The sequence below is a fragment of the Alsobacter soli genome, from assembly GCF_003004785.1.
Classification (GTDB): Bacteria; Pseudomonadota; Alphaproteobacteria; order Rhizobiales; family Beijerinckiaceae; genus Alsobacter; species Alsobacter soli.
Map to the genome: position 1 here is coordinate 150,725 of NZ_PVZS01000012.1, position 20,907 is coordinate 171,631.

Here is a 20,907-nt window from a genome sequence, read left to right on the forward strand (position 1 = left end):
TGCCGGAAACCCGCCATGTCCGACGCTCTCGAGCCCACGCGCTCGTTCCAGGGCCTCATCCTCACGCTCCACCGCTTCTGGGCGGAGCAGGGCTGCGTCGTGCTGCAGCCCTACGACATGGAGGTTGGCGCCGGCACCTTCCACCCGGCCACCACTCTGCGTTCCCTGGGCCCGAAGCCCTGGAAAGCCGCCTACGTCCAGCCCTCGCGTCGCCCGAAAGACGGCCGCTACGGCGAGAACCCGAACCGCCTGCAGCACTATTACCAGTACCAGGTGATCCTGAAGCCGTCCCCGCCGGACCTGCAGGACCTGTATCTGCGTTCGCTCTCCGCCATCGGCATCGACCCGAGGCTCCACGACATCCGATTCGTGGAGGACGACTGGGAGAGCCCGACGCTCGGCGCCTGGGGCCTCGGCTGGGAGTGCTGGTGCGACGGCATGGAGGTGAGCCAGTTCACCTACTTCCAGCAGGTCGCCGGCTTCGAGTGCTCGCCCGTCTCGGGCGAGCTCACCTATGGTCTCGAGCGCCTCGCCATGTACGTGCAGGGCGTGGAGAACGTCTACGACCTGAACTTCAATGGCCTCGAGGGCGACCAGAAGGTCACCTACGGCGACGTTTTCCTGCAGGCCGAGCAGGAATATTCCCGCCACAACTTCGAGGCGGCGAACACCGAGATGCTGTTCCAGCACTTCAAGGACGCCGAGGCCGAGTGCCGCTCGCTGCTGGCCAAGGGGGAGCAGGGCGAGGCCGGGCGCCACCTCATGGCGCTGCCCGCCTATGACCAGTGCATCAAGGCCAGCCACGTCTTCAACCTGCTGGACGCCCGCGGCGTGATCTCCGTCACGGAGCGCCAGAGCTACATCCTGCGCGTGCGCGAACTCGCCAAGGCCTGCGGCGCCGCCTTCCTGAAAACGGAAGCCGGCGGCTACGTCGCCGCGTAGCATCCCTCCGTCATTGCGAGCCGAAGGCGAAGCAATCCAGGAGAATCGACTCCCCGCCGCCCTGGATTGCTTCGTCGCTGCGCTCCTCGCAAAGACGGGATGAGGGCTCTGCGAAACGCGCGGGAAACGTGTACTCTCCCCCCAAAACGGGAGGACTCACCATGACCGAGCCGCGCACCCTGCTGCAGATGGCGGGCGCCAACCTCACCCCATCCCGCCTCCGGGAGGCGGCCGTGGTCGTCATCGACGCGCAGAACGAGTACGTGGACGGCAAGCTGGCGCTGCCGGCCGTCAAGCCCGCCCTACAGGTGCTCGCCGGCCTGCTTCATCGGGCGCGGGTGCAGGACACGCCGGTCTTCCATGTGGTCCACAAGGGCCGCGCCGGCTCGGGGGGCGCGTTCGACCCTGAGACCCGCGGCTTCCAGATCGCCGACGAGGCGGCCCCCGTCGGGGCCGAACCGGTGATCGAGAAAGGCCTGCCGAACAGCTTCGCTCACACGACCCTTCTTGAAGCCCTGAAGGCCACCGGCCGCCGGGAACTGATCCTGGTGGGCTTCATGACGCATATGTGCGTCTCCTCCACGGCCCGCGCCGCCCTCGACATCGGCTTCCGCGTCACCGTCGCGGGTGACGCTTGCGCCACGCGCGATCTGCCCGATCCGCTGGGCGGGGCGCCCCTGTCGGCCGCCGACATCCACCGCACGGCATTGGCCGAGCTCGCCGACCGCTTCGCCGTCGTGTGCCGCGCGGCGCAGATCGAGGCCTGAGGCGCGCCGTCTCGGGGAACCCTATCCCGCGTAGCGGGGCAGGGCAGGGAGGGGCGGTCGTGCGCACCCAGGCCTCCGCGCGAACCGCAGACCACTCTGTCGGCTTCGCCGACACCTCCCCCGTTGCCCGGGTGAGATTGGCGCGCAACCCTTCCTCCCTCGACACGCCCGCCCGCGCCCCTTAAAGCGTAGCGGGCCCGCGGCCGCGGGCGCTCCCTGCCCGAACCGTCGCGAACGCCATGCCCGATCTTCTGCTCGAACTCTTCTGCGAGGAAATCCCCGCCCGGATGCAGCGGCGCGCCGCGGAGGATCTGAAGAAGCTCGTCACCGACGCGCTGGTCGAGCGGGGCTGCGTCTACGAGGGCGCCCAGGCCTTCGCCACGCCACGGCGCCTCGCCCTCCACGTGGTGGGCCTGCCGGCCCGCCAGCCCGATCTCCGCGAGGAGAAGAAGGGCCCGCGTGTCGGCGCCCCCGAGGCCGCCCTGCAGGGGTTCCTCAAGAGCGCAGGCCTGACGGACATCTCGCAGGCCCAGGTGCAGAGCGATCCAAAGAAAGGCGAGTTCTACGTCGCCGTGGTCGAGAAGCCTGGCCGCGCCACGCCCGAGGTGATCGCCGAGATCATGCCGGGCGTCATCCGCAGCTTCCCCTGGCCCAAGTCCATGCGGTGGGGCGCCGCCTCGGCCCAGCCGGGCGCGCTGCGCTGGGTGCGCCCGCTGCAGTCTATCCTGTGCACCTTCGGGACCGAGATGGAGACCCCCGAGGTCGTGCATTTCGAGATCGACGGCCTGCGCGCCTCGGACGCCACCCGCGGCCACCGCTTCCTGGCGCCCGACCTGATCCTGGTGCGCCGCTTCGACGAGTACGTGACGGCCCTGGAGCGCGCCAAGGTCGTGCTCGATGGCGACCGCCGCAAGCAGATGATCCTCACGGACGCCAGGAACCTCGCCTTCGCGCGTGGGCTGGAGCTCGTCGAGGACGAGGGGCTTCTGGAGGAGGTCGCCGGCCTCGTGGAGTGGCCGGTGACGCTGGTCGGCTCCTTCGACGAGAGCTTCTTGGCGATCCCCCCCGAGGTGGTGCGCGCCACGATCCGGGCCAACCAGAAGTGCTTCGTGCTGCGCGACCCCGCCACGGGCGCGCTCTCCAACCGCTTCATCCTGGTCTCCAACATCGAGGCCAGCGACGGCGGCGAGAAGATCGTCGCCGGCAACCAGCGCGTCGTGCGCGCGCGCCTGTCCGACGCCCGCCACTTCTGGGACACGGACCAGCGGCCCCTGCCGGACTTCCCGGAGCCGGCCGGCAAGCCCCTCGACCAGCGCCTCGCCAAGCTGAAGGCGCTCGGCGTCGTGTTCCACGAAAAGCTCGGCGCCCAGGGCGAGCGCGTCGAGCGCATCACGGCGCTGGCGCGGGAGTTGGCGCCTGTCGTGGGCGCCGACCCGGCCCTCGCCGCCCGCGCCGCCCAGCTCGCAAAGGCCGACCTCGTCACCGAGATGGTGGGCGAGTTCCCCGAGGTGCAGGGCCTCATGGGCCGCCGCTACGCCGAGCTGCAGGGCGAGAACCCCTCCGTCGCCGCCGCGGTCGAGGAGCACTACAAGCCCCAGGGCCCGACGGATCGCGTCCCCACCGACCCGGTGAGCGTCGCCGTGGCGCTGGCCGACAAGCTCGACACGCTGGTCGGCTTCTGGGCCATTGACGAGAAGCCGACGGGCTCCAAGGACCCCTACGCGCTGCGCCGCGCGGCGCTGGGCGTGATCCGGATTGTGCTGGAAAATGGCATTCGGCTGCCTCTGGCGCGCACGATCACGGCTCATTCAGCTGTCATCCCCGGGCTTGTCCCGGGGATCCACGCGGCGGGGGCTGGCGCGGATGGCCGGGACAAGCCCGGCCATGACGGCCTCGCTTCCGACCTCCTCTCCTTCTTCCACGACCGCCTCAAGGTCTACCTCCGCGACCAGGGCGCCCGTCACGACCTGATCGACGCCGTGCTCGGCCAGGGCGCCGCCCGGAACGACGACCTCCTGATGATCGTCCGCCGCGTCGAGGCGCTGGGCCGCTTCCTCGACACGGAGGACGGCAGCAACCTGCTCGCGGGTTACAAGCGCGCTGCCAACATCCTGCGCATCGAGGAGAAGAAGGACGGCCGCTCCTACGCCGAGCCCGTCGACCCGACGCAGCTCGCCCAGTCCGAGGAGAAGGCCCTAGCGACGTCTCTCGACGCCGCCGAGGCCGAGGCGGGCGCCGCGGTCGCGGCCGAGGACTTCGAAGCCGCCATGGCGGCGCTGGCGCGGCTGCGCCCGGCCGTGGACGCCTTCTTCGACAAGGTCACGGTCAACGCCGACGACGCGGCGCTCCGCGCCAACCGCTTGCGCCTCCTGTCACGGCTGCGCGAGGCGACGCGTACTGTGGCGGATTTCTCGGCCATCCAGGGCTGAGAGGAGACCGCCGCGCCACATGCCTGCGAACGCCCTCGCCTCGCTTGCGAAGACGAACTTCACAACTAGAAATTTGACTTAAGTTAAGAGTTGAGGGGCTAAGTTGCCGTCCATCGCTTTCGATGAACGCTGGATTGCCTCATGCTCGACGCCTCTCTTCCGCTCTCCGTCATCGGCGCGCAGTTCGCCATGCTGGAGCCCAAGGCGCAACGGGACCTGACGTTCATCTGTCTCTACAACGCGGTGGAACGCGCTCTGGCGCGCGACGCGGACCGCGTCTCCGTGACGGAATACGACCACCTTCGCTACGCCGTTTCGACCTTCGAAGAGGGGCTGTACCGACGCACCATCCAGCAGCTCGAACTGGCCGAAGAAATCGCCGCCAAGGTCGCGAGCGGCGTGCCGTTCACGGCCGTCGGGCGCCGGAACGGTTATCGGCTCGCCATGCTGCGTCGGCGCATGGACCTCGCCCGGATGGTCGGACCCGCATCGGGACCGGACGTCCTCGCCTGCTGACCTTGCGCTGGACCGGACCTCGCAAACCGACTACGACCGGACCGCCGCGGGGCGGCGCGAGGCGGAGGCGGGCGTGGCGCTCAAAGGCATTCTTTTCGACAAGGACGGCACCCTCATCGATTTCGACGCCACCTGGGGACCGGCCGCCTATGAAGCCATGCGCGCCATGGCGGGCGCAGACGAGGGCGCCCTGGCCCGTCTGGCGGAGCTGAACCAATACATCGTCGAAGAGCGCCGGTTCCTGCGCAGCTCTCCGCTGGTCGCGGGCTCGTCCAAGAGCTACGGCCATCTTTGGGCGCAGGCTCTCGGCCGGGAGGACGGTCCCGAGTTGCACGCCGAGATGGACGATCTGTTCCGCCACTGGGGCCTGCACTGGCTGGCGCCGATCGGCGAGCCCCTGGCCGTGCTGCAAGAGCTTGCGGCGGACGGCTATCGCCTCGGCATCGCCACCAACGACGCCGAAGCCTCGGCGCTGGCCCAGGCCGAGCGCATGGGCCTGTCGCCCCACCTCGATTTCGTCGCCGGCTACGATTCCGGTCATGGTGGAAAGCCCGAGCCCGGCATGGTTCTGGCTTTCGCCGGGGCCATCGGAGCCGCTCCCTCCGAGGTCGCCCTGGTGGGCGACAGCACCCACGATCTCCACGCGGCCCGCGCCGCCGGAGCGGTCGCGATCGCCGTCCTCTCAGGCCCGGCGCCCCGCGACGAACTGCAGCCTTTCGCCGACCACGTGGTGGAATCGATCGCGCAACTCCCCGCACTCCTGCGGGGGCTGTGAAGCACACCCCAGAGCCGTCTTTGCGAGGAGCGAAGCGGCGAAGCAATTTAGGGCGGCCGGGCGCACGGATCGCCAGGCCCCCTGGGGTTCCAATCACAGGGCCTAAGCCGCAGCCTCGCCCGAGCCGTGCTCCGGCAACTCCCGCACCCTGTCGCGCCAAGCGACGAGCAGGTCGTCCAGCCGGGCGATGTCGTCCGCCGGCAGCTTGCCCAGCGTTTCGCCGATCAGCTGGCGCTGGAGCGCCAGCCCCTTCTCGGTCAGGGCGCGCCCCTGAGGCGTGAGGTGCAGGGCATAGCTGCGCCTGTCAGCCGGGAGCGCCCGGCGCTCCACCAGGCCCTGGGCGGTCAGGCGGTCGATCAGCCCGGAGACGTTGCCCTTGGTGACGTAGAGCCGCTCGGCGATCTCCTGCTGGCTGACGCCTTCGCGCTCGGAGAGCGTCGACAGGAGGTCGAACTGGGGGACCGACAAGCCGATGCGCTTGAATTCCTGGGTCGCGCGATTCGTGATCCGATGGTGCAGCCGCAGGAAGCGGAACCATGTGCGCAGCACGTCTGCGCTGTCGGGAGATGCAGTCACTCCGGGACCCTGTCGCCTCGCCTCGGCCAAACTATTCACCGCCGGACGACTTCCGCAAGCGATCGTCTTGGATAAGATGAACAACCACACGCGAGCGCGGAAAACGCGCCGAATGAGGCCCATTGGGAGGGGACCATGCTCGGATTGATGCAGGATTGGCCGCTTTTGATCAGCCGCGTCATCGACCACGCGGCCCGGGAGCACGGCGACCGCGAAGTCATCTCGCGCTCAATCGAAGGCCCGATCCATCGAATCACCTATCGCGAGATTCGCCAGAGGGCCCTCAAGCTGGCCCAGCGACTGAGCCGGGACGGGATCAAGCTGGGCGACCGCGTCGCAACCCTGGCCTGGAACAGCTGGCGGCACCTGGAATGCTGGTATGGCATCACCGGGGTCGGAGCCGTCTACCACACGGTCAATCCGCGGCTGTTCGAGGACCAGATCCTCTACATCATGAACCACGCCGAGGACCGAATCCTCTTCCTCGACCTTACCTTCGTGCCCCTGGTCGAGAAGCTTGCTGATCGCCTTCCCACGGTGGGGCGCTACGTGATCCTCACCGACGCCGCCCATATGCCTCAGACCACGCTGAGGAACGCCGTCGCCTACGAGGAGTGGATCAACGAGGCCGATGGCGACTTCCGCTGGCTGGAGTTCGATGAGAACACCGCGGCAGGCATGTGCTACACCTCCGGCACGACCGGGCATCCCAAGGGCGTCGTCTACTCGCACCGCTCCAACATCCTGCACTCGATGATGTCGTTGCAGCCGGACTGCCTGAACCTGTCCTCGCGCGACACCGCCATGCCGGTGGTGCCGCTGTTCCACGCCAACGGCTGGTCCTTCGCCTTCTCAGGGCCGATGGCGGGCGCCACGATGGTCATGCCCGGCGCCAAGCTGGACGGCCCTTCGGTCTACGAGTTGCTTGAAACCATGCAGGTCACCTGCACGGCGGCGGTGCCGACCGTCTGGCTCGGCCTGCTGGCTTACCTGGAGCAGACCGGCAAGCCGCTGACCTCGTTGAAACGCGTGGTGATCGGCGGCTCGGCCTGCCCGCGCGCGATGACCGAGAAGTTCGAGCGCAACTACGGCGTCCAGGTCCTGCATGCCTGGGGCATGACGGAGATGAGCCCGCTGGGCACGGTCTGCTCGATCAAGAAGGACTACGCCGACCTGGAGGGCGACGCCCTCTACGACATCAAGATGAAGCAGGGCGTGGCGCCCTTCGCGGTCGAGATGAAGATCACGGACGACGCCGGCAACGAGTTGCCGCGCGACGGCCAGACCTTCGGCCGGCTGAAGGTGCGCGGGCCCGCCGTGAGCCGCAGCTATTTCCGCGGGGAGGGCGGCCAGATCCTGGACGAGGACGGCTGGTTCGACACCGGCGACGTCGCCACCATCGACCCGCACGGCTACATGCAGATCACCGATCGCGCCAAGGATGTCATCAAGTCCGGCGGCGAGTGGATCTCCTCGATCGACCTTGAAAACCTGGCCGTCGGCCACCCGGACGTGGCCGAGGCCGCCGTGATCGGCATCGCCCATCCGAAGTGGGACGAGCGGCCCTTGCTGGTCATCGTGCCGAAGCCGGACGCTCAGCCCGACAAGGAAAAGATCCTCGCCTTCATGCAGGGCAGGATCGCGAAGTGGTGGATGCCTGACGACGTGGTCTTCGTGCCCGAGATCCCGCACACGGCCACCGGCAAGATCCAGAAAATGGCGCTGCGCGACCGGTTCAAGGACTACCGCTTTCCCGGCGTATGACCGCAACCCAAGCGCACCTGCGCCGTTGAGGCGAGCCTCTCTCGGCGTCCGGCCCCGCTTCGCCGTGGCCGGACGCATTCGAACCTTGTAACCTCCCTGCATGCGTCGTCTCGTCGTTGATCTCCCACTATCCCGCGCCGCCCTGTGGAGCGGGAGGCTCGCCATGTTCGCGCTCGCGGTCATCCTGCTCGGGGTGGCCTTGGGGCGCACGGAACGGATCGAGATTCCGGCGGCCGTGGTGGTGCTGGGCGCCGGGCTCGTCGTCGCCATCACGGCGGTGCTGCTCGCCGTCGCCGCGTTCTTCGTGATCTGGGGTGACGGCCGCCCGGGCTTTGGCAAGGCCCTGGGCGGCATGTTGGTCGCCGGCGCCATCGTGGCCCTGCCTGCCTGGATGAGCATCGAGGCGGTGCGGCTGCCGCGCCTTTCCGACGTGACCACCGACATCAACGATCCGCCAGCCTTCTCGCGGTCCCGCAAGGCGCTGGAAATGCGCGGGGGACGCGTGCCGGCCGACCCGCCTGCGGAGAGCCGGGCCGTGCAGAAGGCGGCCTACCCGGGCGTGACCCCGCTCACCCTCGAGGTGACGCCCCAGGAAGCTTACCAACTGGCCCTCAAGGCCGCCCAGCAGCGTGGCTGGACGATCATCGAAAGCACGGCCCCCGGGGGTCGTACGGGCGTGGGGCGGATCGAGGCGGTCGACCACTCGTTGGTGATGCGCTTTCCCCTGGACGTGACCGTGCGCCTGCGGCCGCTGGCCGCTGGCGTGCGGGTGGACATGCGGTCGTCGTCGCGCGTGGGCCAGCACGATCTCGGCGCCAACGCGCGCCGAATCCAGACCTTCTTCGCCGCTTTGCAGGAGCTGGTGGACAACCGGGAGTAACGCCTGGTCAGCCTTCTCCCTGCAAAGAGCGCAGCGACGAAGCGATCCAGAAGCAACGCCAGTAAGTCCCGTCATGGACCTCAATGGCGCACAGACCCCTCGGATGGCTTCGGGGCCCTGCGGGCTCCTCGCAAGGAGGGATGCCGGAGAACTCCCCTACCTCTTTATGAGATCTCGGCCTGTGGCCAGCTTCGCCTCAGCATGACGGCTCGGCTGTCGTCCAACGAGGATATTGGAGCCGAACGCTGCCAGGGGCGAATGCGGCTCCGGGGCGGGCCGACCGCCAGCGCCCGGCGGTCAGGCCCGGGGGAGGCGAGCGGCCAGGGGCCGGGATTGTGTTTGGCGCCCGGCCTCTGGCGCTCGTCCTTGCGCCGACGAAAACGTCAGGAATGCGGTTTCCGCCCTATGCGGGCCTCTTCCTTGTCGATCCCGCCATAGGCGTTGGTGTCGTTCTCCACGTCCCCTTCGATCGTGTTCTCGCCGAGGCTGTCTTCGAGATCCTCGTCGCTGGCCTGGGCCATGGTAGCGCCTTTGCTGGCGCCGATCACGATGGTGCCTTTCAGGTCCGCGTCAGTCGGTTCGTTGGTCTTCGGGTGCTTCGACATGAGGTCCTCTCGGCAAAGAGTGGCCTCGCTCAAATCCGCTCGGCGGGACTTGTTCCGAAATCAGGGCAGCCAGTACCGGCCCGCGAGGCTCGGGGCGCCTTCCGTCGCGACCGCTCCTCGACGCACCAGGTCCTCAAGGTGCGCGAAGACTGAAAGGGCCGCCGCGCCGTGCAGGGCGGGCTGGAGGCCCTCGTAAAGCTTGGGAACAATGGCCGAGATGAGCCCGTCTCCCGCCGCCACGCGGTCCAGGATGGAAGCCTCGCGTTGACGCCGGTGGTGGATCAGCGCCCGCACGAACCGGGCCGGGTTGGTCACCGGGCCGCCGTGTCCCGGCCAGTACACCCGGTCGTCACGCCCCTGCAGCTTCGCCAAAGAGGCCATGTAGTCACCCATGGAGCCGTCAGGCGGCGCCACGATCGTGGTGGACCAGGCCATGACATGGTCGCCGGAGAACAGGGCGCGCTCTTCCTCCAGCGCGAAGGCAAGGTGGTTGGCGGTGTGGCCGGGAGTTTCAAGGGCCGCCAACGTCCAGCCGTCGCCCTCGACCCGGTCTCCCTCGCCGAGAATTCGGTCCGGCTCATAGACCCGGTCGGCGCTGGCGTCGAGCCGCTTGGCTTCTCCCGCGGCGAGCGGGCGCGAGGCCCGATGCGGGGCGCAGCCGACCACCGGGGCTCCCGTCGCCTCCTGCACGGCACGGGCCGCCGGGGAGTGGTCCCGATGCGTGTGCGTGATCACGATCTGCTTGACCCGCTCCCCCTCGAGGGCCCGCAGGAGGGCGGCCACGTGGGCCGGTTCATCGGGGCCCGGATCGATCACCGCGACCTCGCCGCGGCCGACCACATAGGTGCAGGTGCCCGTGAAGGTGAAGGGCCCGGCGTTGCCCGCCACCATCCGGCGCACGAGGGGGCTGATGTCCTGAAGGTCGCCCGCGGGGGCGTCGAAGCTGCGCTCGAAGGGGATGTCGTCGGCCATTCCGGAGGATCTGCCTGTTGCTGTGGAGCAAGCCCGTGCGGGCCATCTTTGGTCTGAGGCTTGGCGGTCTTGTGGCCTCCCGCGCGAGACCCTATAGGTCGAAGGGAACGATCGAAAGGGGAGGGGCTGAGTCCTCTCCGCGAGAATTCCCCAAGACCGACCCGACGAGGACCTGATGGCCGCCCAGTCGCTTCCCACCACGCTCGCCTCCGCCTTCTGGCCCGCCCGGGCCGACGCCGCCGGCTTCGCCCGCTCGGTGTTCCTGGCGCTCGTCGGAACGGCGCTCCTGACGCTGTCGGCCAAGATTAAGGTGCCCTTCTACCCGGTGCCGATGACCATGCAGACGCTGGTCGTCCTGGTGCTCGGCGCCGCCTACGGCTCGCGCCTTGCCGCCGCCACCGTGGTCGCCTATCTGCTCGAGGGCGCGCTGGGCCTGCCGGTCTTCGCCGACACCCCCGAGCGCGGCGTCGGCCTCGCCTACATGATGGGCCCGACGGGCGGCTACCTGCTCGGCTTCATCGCCGGCGCCTGGCTGGTCGGCTACCTGGCCGAGCGCGGCTTCGGCCGCTCGCTGGTCGGCATGGGCGTCGCCATGACCCTCGGCCACGCCGCGATCTTCGCCTTCGGCTTCGGCTGGCTGGCGATGGCCACAAGCGCCCATGTCGCATGGACGGCTGGCGTCGTCCCCTTCTTCGCAGCCACGGCGCTCAAGACGGCCCTCGGCACCGCCCTGGTGCCGGCCCTCTGGACCTTCGCGGACAAGCGCCGCGGCTGAGCCACCTCCGATCCAGCCTTGCAGAAACGGCGCCCTCGGGCGCCGTTTTTCGTTTCTCCGTCATTGCGAGCGCAGCGAAGCAATCCAGGGGGGGCGGCGCTTTACGGCCTGGATCGCCGTCGCTGTACTTCCTCGCAAAGACAACGAGCCAGTTGCGACAGCTCAGGCTGCCGCCCCGTACTGTTTCCAGAAGAACACGATGGTCAGGGCCACCCCCAGGCTGAGCACGGCCATCTTGACCACCTTGGGGCTGACCTTCTTGGCCCCCTTGGCCCCCAGCACGCCCCCGACAATCCCCGCCGCCATCATGGCGAGCGTCTCCGGCCAGTGGACGATGCCCGCTCCCGCGAAGGCCACCACGGCCGCGCCGTTCATAAGCGTGGCCAGCAGGATCTTGAGCCCGTTCATGGCGTGGATGTCGCGGAGCCCGAACAGGGTGAGCGCCGCCAGCATCAGGAAGCCGATGCCGCCGCCGAAGTAGCCCCCATAGATCGAGATCAGGAATTGGACGACAAGCACGGCCGTGGGCCCCAGCGAGTAGCGCTTCAGCGCCGCGGGCCCCGCGAAGTTGCCCCAGCCGAACACCAGCGTGGCGAACAGCATCAGGAACGGCACCAGTTTCGCGAACGCCTCGTTGGAGGTGAACAGCAACAGCAGCGCGCCCAGCAGCCCGCCGACGAGGCTCACCCCCACGAAGGCCGGCACGTTGACCTGCGTGATGGAGGCGATATCGCGCCGGTAGGTCCACGCGCTCGCGCCCTGGCCGGGGAACAGCGCGACCGTCGAGGACGCGTTGGCGGCCAGCGGCGGCACGCCGGCGAGCACCAGCGCCGGAAACGTAAGAAACGCGCCGCCGCCCGCGACGGCGTTGACCACGCCCGCCGCAAAGGCCGCGAGCATCAGGAGGGCGAAGGAGAGCAGCATGGCAGTCAGGCCGTGTGGGGGCGAAAGGGCCGGTCCTTGCGAGGAGCGAAGCGACGAAGCAACCCAGAGGCTTGCGGGCCCTTGGATTGCTTCGCTGCGCTCGCAATGACGGAAAAACAAAAAGGCCGGGACTTTCGTCCCGGCCAGGTGGAGTGGAGGTCGATTACTCGGCGGCCATCCGTGGCGCGCCGGTCGCCCCCGAGGCGGCGNACAAAAAGGCCGGGACTTTCGTCCCGGCCAGGTGGAGTGGAGGTCGATTACTCGGCGGCCATCCGTGGCGCGCCGGTCGCCCCCGAGGCGGCGATCTCGTTGACCTCCGCTTCGGAGTAGTTGAGCACCTGCCGAAGGATCTCGTCGGTGTGCTCGCCCAGCAGCGGCGAGCGCTTCACCTCGGTCGGGCTCCCCGACAGCTTGATCGGGTTGCCGACCGAGAGGTACTTGCCGCGGGTCGGATGATCCACCTCGACGAGGGTTCCGGTCGCGCGCAGCGACTCGTCCTCGGCGATCTCCTTCATGGAGAGGATCGGCCCGCAGGGAATGTCCTTCTCGTTCAGGATCTCCATCGCCTCGAACTTGGTCTTCGTCATCGTCCACTGCTCGATGCGGGCGAAGATCTCGTTCAGGCGGGGGAGGCGGGCCGGCGGCGTGGCGTAGTCGGGGTGGGTCTTCCACTCCGGCTCGCCGATGATGTCGCAGATCGGCTCCCAGACCGGGGCCTGGGTGATGAAGTAAATGTAGGCGTTCGGATCGGTCTCCCAGCCCTTGCACTTCAGGATGCGGCCCGGCTGGCCGCCGCCCGAGTCGTTGCCCGCGCGCGGAACCGAGTCGCCGAAGGGCACGCCCTCGCCGAACTGGCTGTATTCCTTCAGCGGCCCGTGCTGGAGGCGCTGCTGGTCGCGCAGCTTCACGCGGCAGAGGTTGAGCACGCCGTCCTGCATGGCGCAGGTCACGCGCTGGCCCTCGCCCGAGTGGGTCCGGTGGTAGAGCGCGGTGACGATGCCGAGCGCCAGGTGGAGACCGGTGCCCGAGTCGCCGATCTGCGCGCCCGTCACGAGCGGCACGTCATCCCGGAAGCCGGTGGTCGAGGCGGCGCCGCCGGTGCACTGCGCCACGTTCTCGTACACCTTGCAGTCCTCGTACGGGCCGGGGCCGAAGCCCTTGATGGAGGCCACGATCATGCGCGGGTTGAGCGCGTGGATGCGCTCCCACGAGAAGCCCATGCGATCGAGCACGCCCGGTCCGAAGTTCTCCACGAGAACGTCGCACTCCTTGATCAGCCGCTCGAGGACTTCCTTGCCCTTCGGGTTCTTGGTGTCGAGCGTGATGGAGCGCTTGTTGTGGTTCAGCATCGTGAAATAGAGGCTGTCCACCTTCGGAATGTCCTGCAGCTGCCCGCGCGTGATGTCGCCGGTGCCGGGACGCTCGACTTTGATCACGTCCGCGCCGAACCAGGCGAGGAGCTGCGTACAGGTGGGGCCGGACTGGACGTGGGTGAAGTCGAGGATCTTCACCCCTTCAAGAGCCTTGGACGCCATTCGAATCTCCTCCCTTACTTCTTTTTCAGAACGCTTTGCGGGTTCAGGTTGCCGATGCGGCCGCTCTCCGACCCCGCGGCCGGGTCGATCACCGCGTTGATGAGGGTCGGCTTGCGCGAGTCGAGCGCCGCGTTCACCGCGCGCAGCAGTTCGTCCGGCGAGGTGACGTTCACGCCGACGCCGCCGAAGGCCTCCATCATCTTGTCGTAGCGGGAATCGGCCACGAACACCGTGGTGGCAGGGTCATCGCCCGCCGTGTTCACGTCGGTGCCGCGGTAGATGCCGTTGTTGTTGAAGATGACGACGCAGACCGGGAGCTTGTACCGGCAGATCGTCTCGACCTCCATGCCGGAGAAGCCGAAGGCGCTGTCGCCCTCGACCGCGAGCACCGGGTGGCCGGTCTCGATCGCGGCCGCGATCGCGAAGCCCATGCCGATGCCCATCACGCCCCAGGTGCCCACGTCCAGGCGCTTGCGCGGCTGGTACATGTCGATGACGCCACGGGCGAGGTCGAGGGTGTTGGCGCCCTCGTTGACCAGGATGGTCTCGGGCCGCTCCTTGATGACCGTGCGCAGAGCCCCAAGCGCGCCATGGAAGTCCATGGGCGACTTGTTGTTCATGAGGCGCGGAGCCATCTTGGCGATGTTCTCGTCCTTCTTGGTCGAGACGGCCTTCACCCAGTCGGCCGGCGGGGCGGGCCAGTTGGCGCCCATGCCCTGCAGCAGCGCATTCACGACCGAGCCGATGTCGCCCACCAGCGGCGCGACGATCTCCACGTTGGAGTCCATCTCCTTCGGCTCGATGTCGATCTGGATGAACTTCTTGGGCGCCTCGCCCCAGGTCTTGCCCTTGCCGTGCGACAGCAGCCAGTTGAGGCGGGCGCCGATCAGCATCACGACGTCCGAATCCTTCAGCACGGTCGAGCGCGCCGCGCCGGCCGACTGCGGATGGGTGTCGGGCAGGAGGCCCTTCGCCATGCTCATGGGCAGGAACGGAACGCCGCTCTTCTCGACGAGTTCGCGAATGGCGTCGTCCGCCTGCGCGTAGGCCGCGCCCTTGCCGAGGATGATGAGCGGCTTCTTGGCGCTCTTCAGCACCTCGAGCGCGCGCTTCACGGCTTCGGGGGAGGGGATCTGCGCCGGGGCGGGATCGATGACCTTCACCAACGACTTGGCGCCCTTCTCGGCGTCCATGACCTGAGAGAAAAGCTTAGCCGGCAGGTCCAGGTAGACGCCGCCCGGGCGGCCCGAGCACGCCGCGCGGATAGCGCGCGCCACGCCGATGCCGATGTCGGCCGCGTGCAGCACGCGGAACGCGGCCTTGCACAGGGGCTTGGCGATGGCGAGCTGGTCCATCTCCTCGTAGTCGCCCTGCTGCAGGTCGACGATCTCGCGCTCGGACGAGCCTGAGATGAGGATCATGGGGAAGCAGTTGGTGGTGGCGTTCGCCAGCGCGGTCAGGCCGTTCAGGAAGCCCGGCGCGGACACCGTGAGGCAGACGCCCGGCTTCTTGGTGAGATAGCCCGCGATGGCGGCGGCGTTGCCGGCGTTCTGCTCGTGGCGGAACGAGATCACCCGGAGGCCGGCGGCCTGGGCCATGCGTCCGAGGTCGGTGATCGGGATGCCCGGCACGTTGTAGATGGTCTCGATCCCGTTCAGCTTCAGGGCGTCGATGACGAGGTGAAAGCCGTCCGTGAGCTCGCGCTCTTTGGAAACGGCCGTGCTCTCGCTGAGGGCAGCGCTCATTCTGTTTCCTCCACTCGTGTTCTTCAGTTTCTTCCGGGCCGCACGGGCCCGCCGCCGAGAAGCTCCTTGCCGTGCTTCTCGACATAGGCCGCGAGGCCAAGCGTGTGCTCCTTGGAGAGGCGTTCCGCGAGGTCCGCGTCACGCCGTTCCAGGGCGTCGATGATGCCCAGGTGCTCGTCGAACGAGCGGGCGATGCGCTCCGTCTTGCCGATCGACAGCTGCCGGATGCCCCGCACGTGCAGCAGCAGGTTGGCGGTGAGGTCGACGAGGAGTTCGGACCCGCCGAGCTCGATCAGGCGCTGATGAAAGGCGATGTTCGCTGCCGAATACTCGCTCACGAAGGAGGAGGGCGGGTGCTGGTCGCCGAATGATTCGAACAGGGTGCGCAGGCCCTTGATGTCGGCCATGGAGGCGTGGTGAGCGGCGAGCCGGGCCGCCATGCTCTCGAGCGCGGCCCAGGCCTCAATGGCTTCCACGATCTCGCGCAGGCTCTTGCGCACCACCACGATGCCGCGTCGCGGCACCGAGCGCACGAACCCCTCGTGCTCCAGCATGGCGATTGCTTCCCGCACGGGCGTGCGGCTGACGCCGAGCTGCTCCGAGAGTTGACGCTCGTCGAGCCAGACCGGCTCGGGCGTCCCGTAGGGATCCATCGCGGTGATCGCCTTCTTGAGCGCGGTGTAGGCGCGCTTCTTGAAGGTGAGCTCCGGCTTCATGGGTTCGATGTCGAGCATGACTGTCGCGTTCTCGCTCGCTCGCTCGAAGGAGAGGATTTCTCCCGGGACCGTTCGCGACTCGCCGTTCGCCTGCGCGCTGGCGTCCTTGGTCATGCGCGACCTTCGGAAAGGTGGGGGCTGGCACGTCGCATGCCAAATTCGTGGCATGCCAAACACCAGCTGTCAACGCGGCGGAGCCGCTGGGTGGAATTCCTTTTGAAACTTCAACTTTCGCTGCGTTGCAAAAAATGCGCAGCTGGAATGCGGCGCCGCACACTACAGGTCTGGTGTCTGGTATGCCAGATAATGGGTCAAGGCGGCTGACCCACTTGGACCGCCCGCGAGTTTCACAATTGTCTGGAGTTCACCCGATGGCCACCAACGTTCTGTACGGCGCCCGCCGCCAGTCTTCCCTCCTCGATCGCGTCCTTGCCTCCGTGATCGCGTTCCTCAACCGCGTCGGCGAGATCAATCGCCGCAACGGCGCGGTCGGCCCCTTCGGCCTCTGATCAAGGTTATGACCACCGCGCCAAGCTGAGGCTGGCGCGTGGGTCCGGTCTTCTCCTCCCAAGAACTTCCAGGCCGGGCGCCCTGTGCGTCCGGCTTTTTTGTCGCTTGCACGTTGGCATAACATATACCACTCTGACCTCCTTACATGCGTGGCGCCAAGTCACAAAAGAACGCATGAGGGATGGAAATGACCAATTACGCAGAGGGCGGAGCCACGGCTCCGCGCGTCAGTGACGCGTACCGGTGGACCCAGCTCGCGCTGGGTGTCGCCGCCATGGTGATGATCGCCAACCTGCAATACGGTTGGACGTTCTTTGTGCCAGACATCCAGAAGACGTTTAAGTGGGACCGTGCGGCCATCCAGTGGGCCTTCACGCTCTTCGTCCTGTTCGAGACCTGGCTCGTCCCGATCGAGGGCTGGTTCGTCGACAAGTATGGCCCCCGCGCCGTGGTCTTCGTCGGCGGCATCTTCTGCGCCATCGGCTGGGTGATCAACTCCTACGCCACCAGCCTGAACATGCTCTACCTGGGTCAGATCGTGGCCGGCATCGGCGCCGGCGGCGTGTACGGCACCTGCGTGGGCAATGCGCTCAAGTGGTTCCCGGACAAGCGCGGCTTGGCGGCCGGCATCACCGCGGCCGGTTTCGGCGCCGGATCGGCGCTCACGGTCGCCCCGATCCAGGCCATGATCGCCGGCTCCGGCTACCAGGCGACCTTCTACTGGTTCGGCATCGGCCAGGGCATCATCATCTGCATCCTCGCCCTGTTCCTGCTCGCCCCGCAGGCCGGCCAGGTCCCCGCCGTGGTGGCCAACGCCAACATCGTGCAGACCCGGCGCAACTACGCCCCTGGCGAGGTGCTGAAGCAGCCGATCTTCTGGCTGATGTACTTCATGTTCGTCATCGTGGGCGCCGGCGGCCTGATGGTCACCGCCAACCTGAAGCCCATCGCGGCGGACTGGAAGATCGACACCGTCAACGTCACGCTTATCGGCCTGACCATGACCACGGTGACCTTCGCCGCCTCCATCGACCGCATCCTGAACGGCCTGACCCGCCCGTTCTTCGGCTGGGTGTCCGACAAGATCGGCCGCGAGAACACCATGTTCATCGCCTTCGGCATGGAAGGCGTCGGCATCTACCTGCTCTACGCCTGGGGCCACGACCCGGTCTGGTTCGTGCTGCTGTCGGGCTTCGTGTTCTTCGCCTGGGGTGAGATCTACAGCCTCTTCCCGTCGACCTGCACGGACACCTTCGGCTCCAAGTACGCGGCCACGAACGCCGGCCTGCTCTACACCGCCAAGGGAACGGCGGCGCTGCTGGTGCCCTTCGCCAACTACATGCAGCAGTCCTCCAACAGCTGGGACACGGTGTTCCTGATCGCGGCGGGCGCCAATATCCTGGCCTCCATCCTGGCGGTCGCGGTGCTCAAGCCCTGGCGCAAGGGAGTCATCAACAAGGCCCAGACGGCGGTTCTGCAGCCCGCCTGACGAGGCTCCAACAAGGCGAGGGCCGGGCTTCCGAGGGGAAGTCCGGCCCTTCCTCTTTATTGGTGCGCTGCAACAGAATCGCGCCTCTCGGGGCGTTGCCGAGCCGTTCGGCTCCGGCGCCTGAAAAACCCGCCGGGACCCCCCTTGACAGCGTGTGTCCTTGGCATGCCAAATACCAAGCACCAGCGTTGACCAGCTTCACAAGGAGCGGCGCGCGAGGCGAGTCGGCGCCCCTGGGCCGACCGCAAAACGATCGAAAATAGGTCCGACGGGAGGACACCATGAGCTTCGACAAAGCGGCAGTGCGCAAGGTGCTCGAGGAGGTGAAGGCGAGTGGCCGCACGGCCCTCACCGCGCCCGAGGCCAAGCGCGTCTGCGACGCCTATCAGATCCCGCTCCCGCAGGAGGGCCTCGCCACCACGTCCGACCAGGCCGTGACCCTCGCGACCGGCATGGGCTTCCCGGTGGTGATGAAGATCGTCTCCGCCGACATCCTGCACAAGACGGACGCCGGCGGCGTCATCGTCGGCGTGAAGTCGGCCGAAGAGGCCCGCGCCGCCTACGACAAGATCCTCACCAACTGCCGCGCCTATAAGGCAGACGCCAAGATCGAGGGCATTCAGGTTCAGCAGATGCTGCCCTCGGGCGCCGTGGAGACCCTGGTCGGCGCCATCACCGACCCGTCCTTCGGCAAGCTGGTCGCCTTCGGCCTCGGCGGCGTGCTCGTCGAGGTCCTCAAGGACCTCACCTTCCGCCTCGCTCCGGTCACCCAGGAGCCGGCGCTCGACATGCTGAACAGCATCAAGGCGCAGGAGATGCTGAACGGCGTGCGCGGCTCCGAGCCGATCGATCGCAACGCCGTCGCCAAGATCCTGGTGAACGTCTCGGCCCTGCTCGAGGACTTCCCGGAGATCAACGAGCTCGACCTGAACCCGGTCTTCGCGACCTCCAAGGGCGCAACCGCCGTCGACGCCCGCATCGTTTGCGACTTCGAGGCTCACACGCAGCGCTATCGTCCGAACCAGGACGAGATCCTCAAGGCCATGAACCGCATCTTCCACCCCAAGGCGGTGGCGGTGATCGGCGCGTCGAACGAGACCGGCAAGATCGGCAACTCGGTGATGAAGAACCTGATCAACGGCGGCTACAAGGGCCAGATCGTGCCGGTCCACCCGAAGGCCGACGAGATCATGGGCATCAAGGCGTACAAGTCGATCAAGGACTACCAGGGCGAAGTCGACGTGGCGGTCTTTGCGGTGCCGGCGCACCTGTGCGTCGCCGCCATGGACGAGGTCGGCCAGAAGGGCGTGCCCGGCGCCGTCATGATCCCCTCGGGCTTCGCCGAGACCGATAACCAGCCCCTGCAGGACGAGCTGCTGGCCATGGCCCGCAAGCACAATGTCCGCATCATGGGCCCGAACATCTACGGCTTCTACTACACGCCGGAGAACCTCTGCGCGACGTTCTGCACGGCCTTCGACGTGAAGGGCAAGGCGGCGCTGTCGTCCCAGTCGGGCGGCGTGGGCATGTCGATCATCGGCTTCGCCCGCTCCACCAAGATGGGCGTGTCGGCCATCGTCGGCCTCGGCAACAAGTCGGACCTGGACGAGGACGACCTGCTCACCTTCTTCGAGCAGGACCCGAACACCCAGGCCATCGCCATGCACTGCGAGGACCTGAAGGACGGCCGCTCCTTCGCCGAGGTCGCCTCGCGTGTCTCCAAGAAGAAGCCGGTGATCATGCTGAAGGCGGGCCGCACCGCCTACGGCGCCCGCGCCGCCGCGTCCCACACGGGCGCGCTGGCCGGCAACGACAAGATCTATGACGACGTGCTCAAGGCGGCGGGCGTCATCCGCGCCCCGAGCCTGCGCTCCATGCTGGAGTTCGCCCGCGGCCTGCAGGTGCTGCCGACCCCGAAGGGCGAGAACGTCGTCATCATCACCGGCGCGGGCGGCTCGGGCGTGCTCCTGTCCGACGCCTGCTTCGACAACGGCCTCACCCTGATGAAGATGCCGGAGGACCTCGACGCGGCCTTCCGCAAGTTCATCCCGCCGTTCGGCGCGGCCGGCAACCCGGTCGATATCACGGGCGGCGAGCCGCCGAAGACCTACCAGAACACCATCCGCCTCGGCCTCGAGGACGATCGCATCCACTCGCTCATCCTGGGCTACTGGCACACGATCGTGACCCCCCCGATGGTCTTCGCCCAGCTCGTGGGCGAGGTCGTCGAGGAGTTCCGCGCCAAGGGCATCGACAAGCCGGTGGTGGCCTCGCTGGTCGGCGACGTGCAGGTCGAGGAAGCCTGCCAGTACCTCTACGACCGCGGCGTGGTGGCCTATCCCTACACCACCGAGACCCCGGTCGAGGTGCTGGGCGCCAAGTACAAGTGGGCCCGCGCCGCGGGTCTGCTCGGCAAAAAGTAAGCCGCTCCCTCTCTCCGTCATGGCCGGGTGCGTCCCGGCCATCCACGGCCTCGGCGAAGCTGCCGCGTGGATGCCCGGGAACACGCCCGGGCATGACGGGAGAGGTGTAGCCTTTTCATCCCCCGACCCCTCAGCGAGGTCGCCATGAACATCCACGAATACCAGGCCAAGAGCCTGCTCCGCGAGTTCGGCGTTCCCGTCCCCAACGGCGCGCCGGTTCTCAAGCTGGACGACGCCGACGCCGCCATCCGACAGCTGCGCGGCCCCGTCTGGGTCGTGAAGTCCCAGATCCACGCCGGCGGACGCGGCAAGGGCTCCTTCAAGGAGCCCGAGGCCGGCGAAAAGGGCGGCGTCCGCCTGGCCCGCTCGCCCGAGGAGGCGAAGCAGTTCATCGGTCAGATGCTGGGCAAGACGCTGGTCACCGTGCAGACCGGCCCCGCCGGCAAGCAGGTGAACCGCGTTTACGTCGAGGACGGCTCGCTCATCGAGAAGGAATTCTACCTCTCGATGCTGGTGGACCGCGCCACCTCGCGCGTCGCCTTCGTGGTCTCCACCGAGGGCGGC

At 67.8% G+C, this 20,907-nt stretch carries 19 protein-coding genes; 12 read left to right on the top strand and 7 right to left on the bottom strand.

Features of this window, described 5'->3' with window-relative positions; all coding sequences use genetic code 11:
- Positions 1-15 precede the first annotated feature (15 nt).
- The 5 genes from SLNSH_RS13030 to SLNSH_RS13050 all read left to right on the top strand — a co-directional run bounded on the left by SLNSH_RS13030 (position 16) and on the right by SLNSH_RS13050 (position 5,429).
- Positions 16-942, top strand: coding sequence for a glycine--tRNA ligase subunit alpha (locus SLNSH_RS13030; RefSeq protein WP_106337428.1), 927 nt, complete (start codon positions 16-18; stop codon positions 940-942).
- Positions 943-1,103: 161 nt separating this feature from the next.
- Positions 1,104-1,709, top strand: coding sequence for a cysteine hydrolase family protein (locus tag SLNSH_RS13035; protein WP_106337429.1), 606 nt, complete (start codon positions 1,104-1,106; stop codon positions 1,707-1,709).
- A gap of 239 nt (positions 1,710-1,948) precedes the next feature.
- Entirely contained in the window at positions 1,949-4,138 is a 2,190-nt protein-coding gene (gene glyS / locus SLNSH_RS13040) for a glycine--tRNA ligase subunit beta (protein WP_106337430.1), read from the top strand.
- Between the two features lie 141 nt (positions 4,139-4,279).
- Positions 4,280-4,654 (top strand): hypothetical protein, encoded by a 375-nt coding sequence (locus SLNSH_RS13045; RefSeq protein WP_106337431.1) that lies wholly within the window; start codon positions 4,280-4,282, stop codon positions 4,652-4,654.
- 73 nt (positions 4,655-4,727) lie between these two features.
- Positions 4,728-5,429: an HAD family hydrolase gene (locus SLNSH_RS13050; RefSeq protein WP_106337432.1), complete on the top strand. Its 702-nt coding sequence runs from the start codon at positions 4,728-4,730 to the stop codon at positions 5,427-5,429.
- Between the two features lie 102 nt (positions 5,430-5,531).
- Here SLNSH_RS13050 and SLNSH_RS13055 read toward each other — a convergent pair whose 3' ends face one another.
- Complete coding sequence (locus tag SLNSH_RS13055) at positions 5,532-6,005, bottom strand: MarR family winged helix-turn-helix transcriptional regulator (RefSeq protein WP_245422325.1); 474 nt, start codon at positions 6,003-6,005, stop codon at positions 5,532-5,534.
- Positions 6,006-6,140: 135 nt separating this feature from the next.
- Here SLNSH_RS13055 and SLNSH_RS13060 point away from each other — a divergent pair, with 135 nt between their 5' ends.
- Both SLNSH_RS13060 and SLNSH_RS13065 read left to right on the top strand, forming a co-directional pair.
- Complete coding sequence (locus SLNSH_RS13060; RefSeq protein ID WP_106337434.1) at positions 6,141-7,769, top strand: long-chain-fatty-acid--CoA ligase; 1,629 nt, start codon at positions 6,141-6,143, stop codon at positions 7,767-7,769.
- 163 nt (positions 7,770-7,932) lie between these two features.
- A complete protein-coding gene (locus tag SLNSH_RS13065; protein WP_245422327.1) occupies positions 7,933-8,649 on the top strand; it encodes a DUF1499 domain-containing protein in 717 nt (238 codons plus the stop codon).
- A gap of 383 nt (positions 8,650-9,032) precedes the next feature.
- On the opposite strand, the gene SLNSH_RS13070 is transcribed toward SLNSH_RS13065, so the two are convergent.
- Both SLNSH_RS13070 and SLNSH_RS13075 read right to left on the bottom strand, forming a co-directional pair.
- Positions 9,033-9,254, bottom strand: coding sequence for a hypothetical protein (locus SLNSH_RS13070; protein WP_106337436.1), 222 nt, complete (start codon positions 9,252-9,254; stop codon positions 9,033-9,035).
- A gap of 60 nt (positions 9,255-9,314) precedes the next feature.
- Positions 9,315-10,226, bottom strand: coding sequence for an MBL fold metallo-hydrolase (locus SLNSH_RS13075; RefSeq protein ID WP_106337437.1), 912 nt, complete (start codon positions 10,224-10,226; stop codon positions 9,315-9,317).
- Positions 10,227-10,401: 175 nt separating this feature from the next.
- Here SLNSH_RS13075 and SLNSH_RS13080 point away from each other — a divergent pair, with 175 nt between their 5' ends.
- Positions 10,402-11,001, top strand: a complete 600-nt coding sequence (locus tag SLNSH_RS13080) for a biotin transporter BioY (RefSeq protein ID WP_106337438.1) — start codon at positions 10,402-10,404, stop codon at positions 10,999-11,001.
- A gap of 162 nt (positions 11,002-11,163) precedes the next feature.
- Here the strand turns inward: SLNSH_RS13080 and SLNSH_RS13085 are convergent, their stop codons facing one another.
- From SLNSH_RS13085 to SLNSH_RS13100, 4 genes are all read right to left on the bottom strand, one after another.
- Positions 11,164-11,925, bottom strand: coding sequence for a sulfite exporter TauE/SafE family protein (locus tag SLNSH_RS13085; protein WP_106337439.1), 762 nt, complete (start codon positions 11,923-11,925; stop codon positions 11,164-11,166).
- 257 nt (positions 11,926-12,182) lie between these two features.
- Positions 12,183-13,460 carry a formyl-CoA transferase gene (gene frc, locus SLNSH_RS13090; protein ID WP_106337440.1) on the bottom strand — a complete coding sequence of 426 codons (1,278 nt, stop codon included), beginning with the start codon at positions 13,458-13,460 and terminating at the stop codon, positions 12,183-12,185.
- A gap of 14 nt (positions 13,461-13,474) precedes the next feature.
- Complete coding sequence (gene oxc / locus SLNSH_RS13095; protein WP_106337441.1) at positions 13,475-15,205, bottom strand: oxalyl-CoA decarboxylase; 1,731 nt, start codon at positions 15,203-15,205, stop codon at positions 13,475-13,477.
- Positions 15,206-15,228: 23 nt separating this feature from the next.
- Entirely contained in the window at positions 15,229-15,939 is a 711-nt protein-coding gene (locus SLNSH_RS13100; RefSeq protein ID WP_106337460.1) for a GntR family transcriptional regulator, read from the bottom strand.
- Positions 15,940-16,292: 353 nt separating this feature from the next.
- Here SLNSH_RS13100 and SLNSH_RS24885 point away from each other — a divergent pair, with 353 nt between their 5' ends.
- From SLNSH_RS24885 to SLNSH_RS13115, 4 genes are all read left to right on the top strand, one after another.
- The gene (locus SLNSH_RS24885; protein ID WP_158266753.1) at positions 16,293-16,430 is read left to right on the top strand and encodes a hypothetical protein; all 138 of its coding nucleotides are present in this window, start codon (positions 16,293-16,295) and stop codon (positions 16,428-16,430) included.
- Positions 16,431-16,618: 188 nt separating this feature from the next.
- Positions 16,619-17,920, top strand: a complete 1,302-nt coding sequence (gene oxlT / locus SLNSH_RS13105) for an oxalate/formate MFS antiporter (protein ID WP_106337442.1) — start codon at positions 16,619-16,621, stop codon at positions 17,918-17,920.
- Between the two features lie 281 nt (positions 17,921-18,201).
- Positions 18,202-20,343, top strand: a complete 2,142-nt coding sequence (locus tag SLNSH_RS13110) for an acetate--CoA ligase family protein (protein ID WP_106337443.1) — start codon at positions 18,202-18,204, stop codon at positions 20,341-20,343.
- Positions 20,344-20,487: 144 nt separating this feature from the next.
- On the top strand, positions 20,488-20,907 hold a 420-nt coding region (locus SLNSH_RS13115; protein WP_342587859.1), incomplete at its 3' end, for an ATP-grasp domain-containing protein.

Excerpts from the sequence above, each read along its gene's own strand:
- SLNSH_RS13030 (WP_106337428.1), top strand. The coding sequence starts at position 16 with ATGTCCGACGCTCTCGAGCCCACGCGCTCGTTCCAGGGCCTCATCCTC.
- SLNSH_RS24885 (WP_158266753.1), top strand. The coding sequence starts at position 16,293 with ATGGCCACCAACGTTCTGTACGGCGCCCGCCGCCAGTCTTCCCTCCTC.
- SLNSH_RS13085 (WP_106337439.1), bottom strand. The coding sequence starts at position 11,925 with ATGCTGCTCTCCTTCGCCCTCCTGATGCTCGCGGCCTTTGCGGCGGGC.
- SLNSH_RS13035 (WP_106337429.1), top strand. The coding sequence starts at position 1,104 with ATGACCGAGCCGCGCACCCTGCTGCAGATGGCGGGCGCCAACCTCACC.
- SLNSH_RS13060 (WP_106337434.1), top strand. The coding sequence starts at position 6,141 with ATGCTCGGATTGATGCAGGATTGGCCGCTTTTGATCAGCCGCGTCATC.
- SLNSH_RS13045 (WP_106337431.1), top strand. The coding sequence starts at position 4,280 with ATGCTCGACGCCTCTCTTCCGCTCTCCGTCATCGGCGCGCAGTTCGCC.
- SLNSH_RS13065 (WP_245422327.1), top strand. The coding sequence starts at position 7,933 with ATGTTCGCGCTCGCGGTCATCCTGCTCGGGGTGGCCTTGGGGCGCACG.
- oxc (WP_106337441.1), bottom strand. The coding sequence starts at position 15,205 with ATGAGCGCTGCCCTCAGCGAGAGCACGGCCGTTTCCAAAGAGCGCGAG.
- oxlT (WP_106337442.1), top strand. The coding sequence starts at position 16,619 with ATGACCAATTACGCAGAGGGCGGAGCCACGGCTCCGCGCGTCAGTGAC.
- SLNSH_RS13075 (WP_106337437.1), bottom strand. The coding sequence starts at position 10,226 with ATGGCCGACGACATCCCCTTCGAGCGCAGCTTCGACGCCCCCGCGGGC.
- SLNSH_RS13080 (WP_106337438.1), top strand. The coding sequence starts at position 10,402 with ATGGCCGCCCAGTCGCTTCCCACCACGCTCGCCTCCGCCTTCTGGCCC.
- glyS (WP_106337430.1), top strand. The coding sequence starts at position 1,949 with ATGCCCGATCTTCTGCTCGAACTCTTCTGCGAGGAAATCCCCGCCCGG.
- SLNSH_RS13070 (WP_106337436.1), bottom strand. The coding sequence starts at position 9,254 with ATGTCGAAGCACCCGAAGACCAACGAACCGACTGACGCGGACCTGAAA.
- frc (WP_106337440.1), bottom strand. The coding sequence starts at position 13,460 with ATGGCGTCCAAGGCTCTTGAAGGGGTGAAGATCCTCGACTTCACCCAC.
- SLNSH_RS13110 (WP_106337443.1), top strand. The coding sequence starts at position 18,202 with ATGAGCTTCGACAAAGCGGCAGTGCGCAAGGTGCTCGAGGAGGTGAAG.
- SLNSH_RS13100 (WP_106337460.1), bottom strand. The coding sequence starts at position 15,939 with ATGCTCGACATCGAACCCATGAAGCCGGAGCTCACCTTCAAGAAGCGC.